Raw genomic sequence first — 8,410 nt, forward strand, 5'->3', positions numbered from 1 at the left:
AAACTCATATCTATGTCTGTGACGTTCTTCGATGTCAATTTTACCATAGGCTTCATGAGTTTTTGTTGATTCGATAATTTTACAATCATAAGATCCCAAACGCATAGTTCCTCCCATGTTTTTGATTTTCTTCTGCTCTTCCATCATGTCAATAACAGGGAATTCAAGATTATCATCAAATTCGGAACTGTTTGCATTAGGATAACCGTTTCTTCTTGCAAATTGAGTTACCATGGACTGCATTCCAAGACAGATTCCAAATAAAGGTACATTATTTTCTATTGCATAATCAACTGCATCCAATTTACCTTCAAAACCTCTTTCACCAAATCCGCCAGGAATTAAAATACCGTCAAAACCGGCCAAAGCTTTCTGGTCGAGTTCTTCAACATCTGAACTTAAGTATTTTATATTTGCCTTTACACCAGTACTGGCCGCTGCATGAAGTAAAGATTCACGAATACTGATGTATGAATCTTCAAGTTCAACATATTTGCCCACAATACCAATAGTAACTTCAGGTTCGGTAGTTTTAAGGGATTTTACTATTTCTCTCCATTCATCCAATTTAGAAGAGTCCGCCTCAATATCCAAACCAATTCTGCTGATAATAAACTCACCGATATCCTTCTCGTCTAAAACCAAAGGCACTTCATAAATTGTGCCTGCATCAGGGGTGTTCACTACAGCATTTACATCCACATCACAGAAGTGAGCTATTTTTCCTCTTAATGCATCATCAATAGGCTCCTGTGATCTGCAGACTATAACATCAGGATTTATACCGACACTTCTTAATTCTTTTGTTGAATGTTGTGTTGGTTTAGTTTTAAATTCGCCAGCTGCATTCAGGTAGGGGATGAATGTAACATGGACAAACATGACGTTTTCACGTCCTTCTTCATTTCTAAGTTGTCTTAAAGCCTCGAGGAAAGGTTGACTTTCAATATCTCCAACGGTACCGCCAAGTTCAACTAAAACCACATCATAATCAGAGCGTTCTGAATTTTCCCTAATCATTTCTTTAATTCTATTGGTGATATGAGGGATTACTTGTACACATTCACCTAAGTATCCGCCTTCTCTTTCCTTAGCGATAACAGATTCATAAACTTTTCCAGTGGTGATGTTTGCTATCCCATCAAGTTCAACATCCAGGAATCTTTCATAATGCCCCAAATCCAAATCGGTTTCCATACCATCATGAGTTACAAACACTTCCCCATGCTGATACGGATTGAGTGTTCCGGAATCCCAGTTTAGATAAGGGTCTATTTTAATTGCTGAAACTTTTAAACCATATGATCTTAAAATCCTTCCCATAGATGCAGATGTGATACCTTTACCTATGGAACTTACAACCCCACCAGTTATAATAATATATTTTGTCAGATAAATCCTCTCCTTAAATTTAAAACTACATTTATAATTTAAGTTGTTTATTGTATATAAAAATTTAATTCGCTATATAAATAGAAAAGAAAAAAAGTTGTTATCGATTATTTTTCCAATGATACAACTTATTTGAAATAGCCCTTCCAGTCTCATTAAACTGATACTGGCCACTATCACCATAGTTTGCAAAATGATGCTCCTGAACAAATTCACTGCAGGAATCCCCAGGGCCTTCTGTCATATAGCCCCGTCTGCAAACCATGCCGTGAGCCGCACCATATGGACTGACAGACCAGTAAGTGCAATTCAGGCAAATTTCATCACCATTGTTTACCATGGAATCAAAATCATAATCATAATTATCATCTGAATCAAAATCCAGGTCATTGATAAATTCCATACAATAACTACAGTAGTTATCTTCATCCAGTTCACTGCCACAGTTTGGACATTTCATATTATCACAACTAAATCAATGTTTTAATGAATTCTTTAATATGTTTATCACAAAATTCCCAGGTATGCTCTCCGGAATCTTTTACGAACTTACAGTCAGCTCCCTTGGAAATCAAAAAATCATAAAAATCAATATTCTTATCCAATAAGAAGTCATTATCCCCACATGCCATGTAAATATCAGGAATATCATCGCATTTTTCAATCAATGCTTTCGGATCTGAATCCGAACCTTTCAAATTATCTAAGTTGCCGAAAACGGATTCATAAAATTCTTTTGAGCGAAGCACATTATCGTCACTACTATAACCGGCAATATCATCAGTGATTAAAGCCGCTGAAATCATTCCAATTTTCGAGAAGTTTTGAGAGTATTTCAAACCGTTTCGAATAGCTCCATATCCTCCCATTGAAAAACCCGCAATAAAAGTATCTTCACGTTTATCTGAAAGTGGAAATATGTTTCTTGTAATATCCAGAAGTTCCTGGCCGACATACTGTCCATAATAAGCATGAGCCTTGACATTATCAACATAGAAACTGTTTTCTCCACATGGTATTACAATAGCAATCCCATTATCCTCTGCAAATTTCTGAATAGATGTATTGGCCAGAAATATATCATCACTGCCATATAATCCGTGCAGCAGATATAATGTTTTATATGGTTGAGGTACTATTTCTTCCGTGTCCTGCAAGAAATGAATATTATCAGATGGGAGAATAACACTTATTGATGTTCGCCTCTGCAGGCTTTTACACTTCACATCCCCTCTAAACAATACCATTAAAGCACCTGCTTATAATTTATCCAATTTTTCATTTATTTTTTTAAATTCCTTAAATAAAAGTTCCTGATTTTTTAAAATCAGATTCTGATTGTCCAAAATTACTTTAAAATGTGCATCATTTAAATTTACTAATCATACTAATTTGTTAAAAATATCTTCATTTTCAATCATATTAACACCTCAAGTCCACAGGTCAGTTATGAAAAGAGGACTTGCATCTTCTGCCTTTTCGAATCCGCAGTTTTCATAAAAACCAACCTCTTCATCATATCCGACAACGACTATTCTCAGATAATCCTTGTAGATATCTTTGACTTTATTTACTAAATGTTTTCCTATTCCTTTGTCCTGATATTCCGGATTCACCAACAGATAATGGATGTAAGCTGTCATTATTCCATCATCCATTGCACATATCATGCCAACCAATTTTTCATTATCCCATGCAGAAATTACAGTTTCAAAGTTTCTCATTGCAATCTGGAGTTTATCCGGAAAATGGCCTGATGACCACTCCACAGATAAAAAAAGATCCTGCAAATCCTCTTTTTTGAATTCATGAATTTCTTTATATACAATTTCCGCCATTAAACCACCCTATATTCTGTCCATTTATTTGAAAAATATCTGTAAATATAAATTCCTGCCCTAACATACCAGTCAATAAACATTGCAATCCAAGTTCCGAATACTCCAATACCCATCCAGTCGGCTATTACATAGGACAACGCGATTCTGCAAGTAAACATTACTGCCAAACTGATGTACATTACTGATTTTGAATCACCTGCACCCCTAAATGTAGATGGCAATGTGAATGATACTGGCCAGATTATTATTGCAAATATTCCATGCCATATAACCATTTCAGTTGTCATTGCAGCCGTTTGAGCTGACAGATTGTATATTCCCAATATCAACGGCAATCCTGCAAAAATCAGCAGGTTTATAACAATATGTGAAACAATCACAATAACCAGACATTTTTTGTTGTAATATCTTGCTTGTTCGTAGTCATTTGCACCTACACATCTTGATATTACTGCAGTCAGCCCCAGATTAATAGCAAAACCGGGTAGGACTGAAAATATCCCTATTGCATATCCAACTGAATTAGCGGCTATCGCCATTGTTCCGAATGTTGAAACCAAACTCAAAACCAGAACCCTTCCAAGCTGGAAAAGTCCATTTTCTACACCGTATGGGATTCCAACCTGCAGGACTTTTCTGAGAATATAAAAGTCAAATTTATGTTTCAAATTCCTTTTGATGTGCAGTTTGTAGTCTTCATCAACAACAAAGTACAAAATCAGAATCGCAGACAGCGCTCTTGAAATCACTGTTGGAATAGCCACACCGCGAACATCCCATCCCAAATAATAGATGCAGATTGCATTGCCTATAACATTTAAAACATCACAAACCAACAATATTTTCATCGGCAGGGATGCATTATTGGTTGTCCTGAAAATGGCAGCTCCAGCATTATAAATTGCCAGAAATGGAATGGATAATGCTACAATGTATAGATACATATCTGCATTTGCCCAAACGTCAGCTTCAATCTGTCCAAATAGCAGGCCGATTAGAACTTGCCTCAACAGGACAACTGCAATCATTAAAAGCGTGGACAAAATAGTTGAAAACCATATCAATTGTGTTGCTGAGTCCTGCGCTTTTTCAATCTGACTATCGCCCAAATACTGTCCGGCTACAACTGCACCACCAGTCGCCAAAGCCGAAAAAGAAAAGATGAGCAGTTGAACTAAAAAGTCAACCAATGAAACTCCCGAAATTGCAGCTTCACCTAATGACGCCACCATTATTGAATCAGCCAGACCCACAAAGAATTCCAGACCATATTCAATTAAAAGTGGAATGAATAGGGCAAGCAATGCCCGGTTTGAATACAAATAACCTTCAGGAGTTTTAATTAAATCGCCAACATTCATAATATCAAAAAAAACTGGTCAATTGGAAACTCTAAACCTATTCCAAAAAAAATAATTTGAAGGTAAAAAATTACCTTATGAAGTTTGTACGTGCTTTAGGCTCTTCAGTTAAATTTAAACCTTTTTCAGCACCGGCTTCAAGACATTTTAATAAGAATGCCATATTATGACCTAACTGCCTCATAGTGGACAGTCCTTCCTCATCCTGAAGGACTTCTTCAGGAGTGTTTCCATGAACCATATTCCAATAATAAGAGGAAACTATAGGCATCTGAGAAATTCCCAAATATTTGATTAACTGATCATAAGTTGAAGTAGTGCCCGCACGCCTTGCAGAACATATTACTGCTCCAGGCTTGTGTTTAAACGCTTTTCCAGCATCACCATGAGAGTTTGAGTAAAATGCCCGGTCTAAAAATGAAACCACAGATCCGTTTGCACCTGCATAGTATACAGGTGAACCGAATACAAATGCATCGGCATCATATGCCTTTTTGACAAATTCATTTACAACATCATTGTCAAATGTGCATTCTCCTTTTTCGCTGCATTTCATACAAGCAATGCAACCTGTTATTGGTTTTGTTTTAATCCAGAATATTTCTGTTTCTATTCCTTCCTCGTTTAAGGTTTTTTCAACTTCCGTTAATGCTGTGTAAGTACATCCGTTTTTGTTAGGACTCCCATTCACCAAAATAACTTTCATCAATAATCACCGTTTATTAGCCTTTTAATTAATAAATGACCTTTTCTGTTTTCTAGAGACCCATCTTTCACGCCTTCCTCATCAAATGATTCGCATTCGTCGCCTTCGCGTGATGAATCGTAAATTACCAAAGGTACATCATCGCGTGTATGTGTTCCAACATCAATTGGGGTTGGATGGTCAGGCAATATTGCCACTCTAAAGTCCTCGCCTTCCAAACTATCAATAATCGGGCCAACTATAAATTCATCAATTCTTTCAATAGCTTTGACTTTTTCTTCTATGTTTTGAGCATGCCCTGCTTCATCAGGCGCTTCTATATGAATCAATAACAGATCAGTTTCTTTTAAAGCTTCAATTCCATACTCACCTTTTGCTTTATAATCTGTGTCAAAGTATCCGGTAGCTCCGGGTACATTTACAATATTCATTCCAGCGAAGTTTCCGATTCCCTTAAGCAGGTCCACACCTGTTATTACAGATGCTGTGATGCCGTAAGTTTCCTTAAAGTTAGGTAACTCAGGTGTTACACCTTGTCCCCATAACCACACCATATTGGCAGGGATTTCCCTTTTTTGGTTAACATCGGCATTTTTCAGATACTCTCTTGATTCAAACATTATCTGTTGAATTTCCTCTGCCATTTCACAGTCACCAAATAGGTTATCCAATAACTTTTCACCTACAATGTCATGTGGAGGCATTGTTTGAATGCCTGATAATGTTTCCGCATCTTCTATACTGTCACAGGAGTAGATGAATAAATGCCTATAACTTACGCCAGTATAGAATTTTCCTTTAAAATCGGGATATTTTTGGATGAAATACTCGTTTAATCCTTTCATTAGCTCATCAGCTTCAGCGGTTGAGATATGGCCTGCGTTAAAGTCATCCATTGCATCATTTTCACTGAATATGGTGTTGCATCTGAATATCACATCTTTAGGTGTTGTTGGAATTCCTTCACTGCCTGCTTCTAATGGTCCACGGCCAGTATAGTAATCTGCAGGATTATATCCAAAAATGCTCATGTTAGCTACATCAGAACCCGGAGTGTACTGTTCAGGCACATTATTTGTAAATCCACCGAACCCGGCTTTGGCTAATTTGTCAATATTTGGAGTGTTCGCCACCATCAATGGAGTTTTTCCATCTAGTTCATCAATCGGATAATCGCTTGCCCCATCAGGGATAAAAATTACGTATTTCATATTATCAAAAAAAGTAAAAAAATATTTAATTAGTTTTTATTTTTTAAAATACTAATTAAATCAGTCAACATCGCAGAAGCAGTTTCAAGAGAACCTGCTCCAAGTCCAATTACAGAAATCTCATCAGCAAGGTCTGTTTTGATTGTGGCCATATTTAAAGTTCCACTTACATCATAGGAACTTCCCCTTTTAACCAAACGAGGAGAGACCTGTAAGTTTTCAGGAGACACTTCAGCTATTAGTTTGATTAGATAATCATCCTTTTTAGCAAGTTCAATGGCTTCAGCACTTATATCTGATATTCCTTTAACTTTAACATCACTGTAGGTTGCATCAATTCCCAGAAGTGAATTTGCAAGTATTACAGTTTTACATGCTGTATCAATACCCTCAACATCCTGAGTAGGGTCTGTTTCAGCTATTCCCAACTCCTGAGATTCCTTAAGTATGACATCATAAGCTGAGCCTTCTGAAGTCATTCTTGATAAAATATAATTTGTAGTGCCGTTTAAGATACCTTTTATTGATTTGATTTCACATGATGAAAGAGTTTCTTTAGTGAAATTGATAATCGGCATGGATCCTCCGACACTGGCTTCATACTTAAATTCCACACCTGCAGCTTCAGCAGCACCTACAACCTCTTTGAATTTGAGTGCCAAATGTCCTTTGTTTGAAGTTACAACATCTTTACCTTGTTCAAATGCTTTTAAAGTTAGTGAAAATGCAGGTTCTGCATCAATAATATTAGTAGGAGTCGCTTCTATAAGACAATCATATTCAACAGCGTCCAAAACATCTGCACCACTTATATCGCATCCAAATTCCGGATAGGCTGACAGTTTTCCTTTATTCTTTTTAGTTTCAACAAGTAATTTCTCATCCAATCCATCTTGTGATATTGCAGATGTAGATGAGTCAGCAGCCGCTACTACCTTTACAGCCACACCAGTTTTATCTTTAATCAAATCTTTTTTCATGGAAATTGCATTGGCCACACCCTGACCTACTGATCCAAATCCCATAATAATAACTTTACATTCATCCATAATAATCCCTAAACTTCATTAATCACAAGTAAATCCTTTTCTTCAGCAATTTCTGTAATTCTCTCAAATAAAACTTGTTTTTTTCCAATATCTGCTTCGATATTAATCAATGCAGTAGATTTTTCCTCTCCATTTAATTTAATATCAAATGCAACGATTAAAATACCTTCAAGTGCATTGATTCTGTCCATTGTATCCCTTAAGTCCTGGTCAACAATATGTCCAAATAAAATAGTGCTTATTTTTTCTTTTTTAACGACACCATCCATTTCAATGATGGAGAACCCCAAATCTTCAAATCTGTTGACTACATTAATCAAGTCCTCCTGTTCGCCTTCCAAAGTAAGCTGAACCGGAACTTTACCATTATCATTTTTATAGTCCCTTTTGTGAATTACAGTTACTAAATTAGCACCAAGACCACTTATCGGTTCCAATACTTTAACTAACTGTCCAGGAACATCTAAAAGTTCTAGAACTAAGTCCATTCTCATATGAATCCCTCTTAATTAGTCCAATCTGCTCTTTTAACAACAAGATTTCCATCTTTATCGATTTTTGCATTTCTTAATATTTTTTCAGGATTTTTCTCTTGAGAGTTGTCTTCACGTGTTAAATTCAAATTATCAGTAATGTACCAGGTTTCATCTGAATCCGGAATGTCTTCTAATATTTTTGAGAATTTTTCTATAATGTCTTCAGCATCTTTTTCGATTGTCATAAAATAAAAACTCCTAAGTAATTAATAATATAATTATTTTGTTTTTCAATATTAATAAAGTTAAAGATTGGAAACTATTGGGCACTTTCAAAAACTTGTGTGATTTTTTTCTTTTTCATTTTTTATGTT

At 36.0% G+C, this 8,410-nt stretch carries 10 protein-coding genes; all 10 read right to left on the bottom strand.

The window, feature by feature from the left end; genetic code table 11:
- Positions 1 to 1,443: glutamine hydrolyzing CTP synthase (gene pyrG, locus Q4Q55_RS08655; protein ID WP_303372424.1), on the bottom strand; the 1,443-nt coding region annotated here is incomplete at its 3' end.
- A gap of 49 nt (positions 1,444 to 1,492) precedes the next feature.
- Complete coding sequence (locus Q4Q55_RS08660) at positions 1,493 to 1,852, bottom strand: hypothetical protein (RefSeq protein WP_303372415.1); 360 nt, start codon at positions 1,850 to 1,852, stop codon at positions 1,493 to 1,495.
- A 10-nt stretch (positions 1,853 to 1,862) separates the two neighbouring features.
- On the bottom strand, positions 1,863 to 2,639 hold the full coding sequence (locus Q4Q55_RS08665) for an alpha/beta hydrolase family protein (RefSeq protein ID WP_303372416.1): 777 nt from the start codon (positions 2,637 to 2,639) through the stop codon (positions 1,863 to 1,865).
- A gap of 183 nt (positions 2,640 to 2,822) precedes the next feature.
- A complete protein-coding gene (locus Q4Q55_RS08670; RefSeq protein ID WP_303372417.1) occupies positions 2,823 to 3,230 on the bottom strand; it encodes a GNAT family N-acetyltransferase in 408 nt (135 codons plus the stop codon).
- Complete coding sequence (locus Q4Q55_RS08675) at positions 3,230 to 4,594, bottom strand: MATE family efflux transporter (protein ID WP_303372418.1); 1,365 nt, start codon at positions 4,592 to 4,594, stop codon at positions 3,230 to 3,232. Before Q4Q55_RS08675 ends, Q4Q55_RS08670 begins: the two co-directional genes overlap by 1 nt.
- A gap of 70 nt (positions 4,595 to 4,664) precedes the next feature.
- Positions 4,665 to 5,300, bottom strand: coding sequence for a flavodoxin family protein (locus tag Q4Q55_RS08680; RefSeq protein ID WP_303372419.1), 636 nt, complete (start codon positions 5,298 to 5,300; stop codon positions 4,665 to 4,667).
- Complete coding sequence (locus Q4Q55_RS08685; protein WP_303372420.1) at positions 5,300 to 6,511, bottom strand: cofactor-independent phosphoglycerate mutase; 1,212 nt, start codon at positions 6,509 to 6,511, stop codon at positions 5,300 to 5,302. Before Q4Q55_RS08685 ends, Q4Q55_RS08680 begins: the two co-directional genes overlap by 1 nt.
- Positions 6,512 to 6,540: 29 nt before the next feature.
- Positions 6,541 to 7,560 (bottom strand): homoserine dehydrogenase, encoded by a 1,020-nt coding sequence (locus tag Q4Q55_RS08690; protein ID WP_303372421.1) that lies wholly within the window; start codon positions 7,558 to 7,560, stop codon positions 6,541 to 6,543.
- 8 nt (positions 7,561 to 7,568) lie between these two features.
- Positions 7,569 to 8,054 (bottom strand): amino acid-binding protein, encoded by a 486-nt coding sequence (locus Q4Q55_RS08695; protein ID WP_303372422.1) that lies wholly within the window; start codon positions 8,052 to 8,054, stop codon positions 7,569 to 7,571.
- An 11-nt stretch (positions 8,055 to 8,065) separates the two neighbouring features.
- On the bottom strand, positions 8,066 to 8,281 hold the full coding sequence (gene gatC, locus Q4Q55_RS08700; protein ID WP_303372423.1) for an Asp-tRNA(Asn) amidotransferase subunit GatC: 216 nt from the start codon (positions 8,279 to 8,281) through the stop codon (positions 8,066 to 8,068).
- Between the last annotated feature and the right edge of the window lie 129 nt (positions 8,282 to 8,410).

The organism is Methanobrevibacter sp., assembly GCF_030539555.1.
Taxonomy (GTDB): Archaea; Methanobacteriota; Methanobacteria; order Methanobacteriales; family Methanobacteriaceae; genus Methanocatella.

Excerpts from the sequence above, each read along its gene's own strand:
- Q4Q55_RS08660 (WP_303372415.1), bottom strand. The coding sequence starts at position 1,852 with ATGAAATGTCCAAACTGTGGCAGTGAACTGGATGAAGATAACTACTGT.
- Q4Q55_RS08665 (WP_303372416.1), bottom strand. The coding sequence starts at position 2,639 with ATGGTATTGTTTAGAGGGGATGTGAAGTGTAAAAGCCTGCAGAGGCGA.
- Q4Q55_RS08670 (WP_303372417.1), bottom strand. The coding sequence starts at position 3,230 with ATGGCGGAAATTGTATATAAAGAAATTCATGAATTCAAAAAAGAGGAT.
- Q4Q55_RS08675 (WP_303372418.1), bottom strand. The coding sequence starts at position 4,594 with ATGAATGTTGGCGATTTAATTAAAACTCCTGAAGGTTATTTGTATTCA.
- Q4Q55_RS08680 (WP_303372419.1), bottom strand. The coding sequence starts at position 5,300 with ATGAAAGTTATTTTGGTGAATGGGAGTCCTAACAAAAACGGATGTACT.
- Q4Q55_RS08685 (WP_303372420.1), bottom strand. The coding sequence starts at position 6,511 with ATGAAATACGTAATTTTTATCCCTGATGGGGCAAGCGATTATCCGATT.
- Q4Q55_RS08690 (WP_303372421.1), bottom strand. The coding sequence starts at position 7,560 with ATGGATGAATGTAAAGTTATTATTATGGGATTTGGATCAGTAGGTCAG.
- Q4Q55_RS08695 (WP_303372422.1), bottom strand. The coding sequence starts at position 8,054 with ATGAGAATGGACTTAGTTCTAGAACTTTTAGATGTTCCTGGACAGTTA.
- gatC (WP_303372423.1), bottom strand. The coding sequence starts at position 8,281 with ATGACAATCGAAAAAGATGCTGAAGACATTATAGAAAAATTCTCAAAA.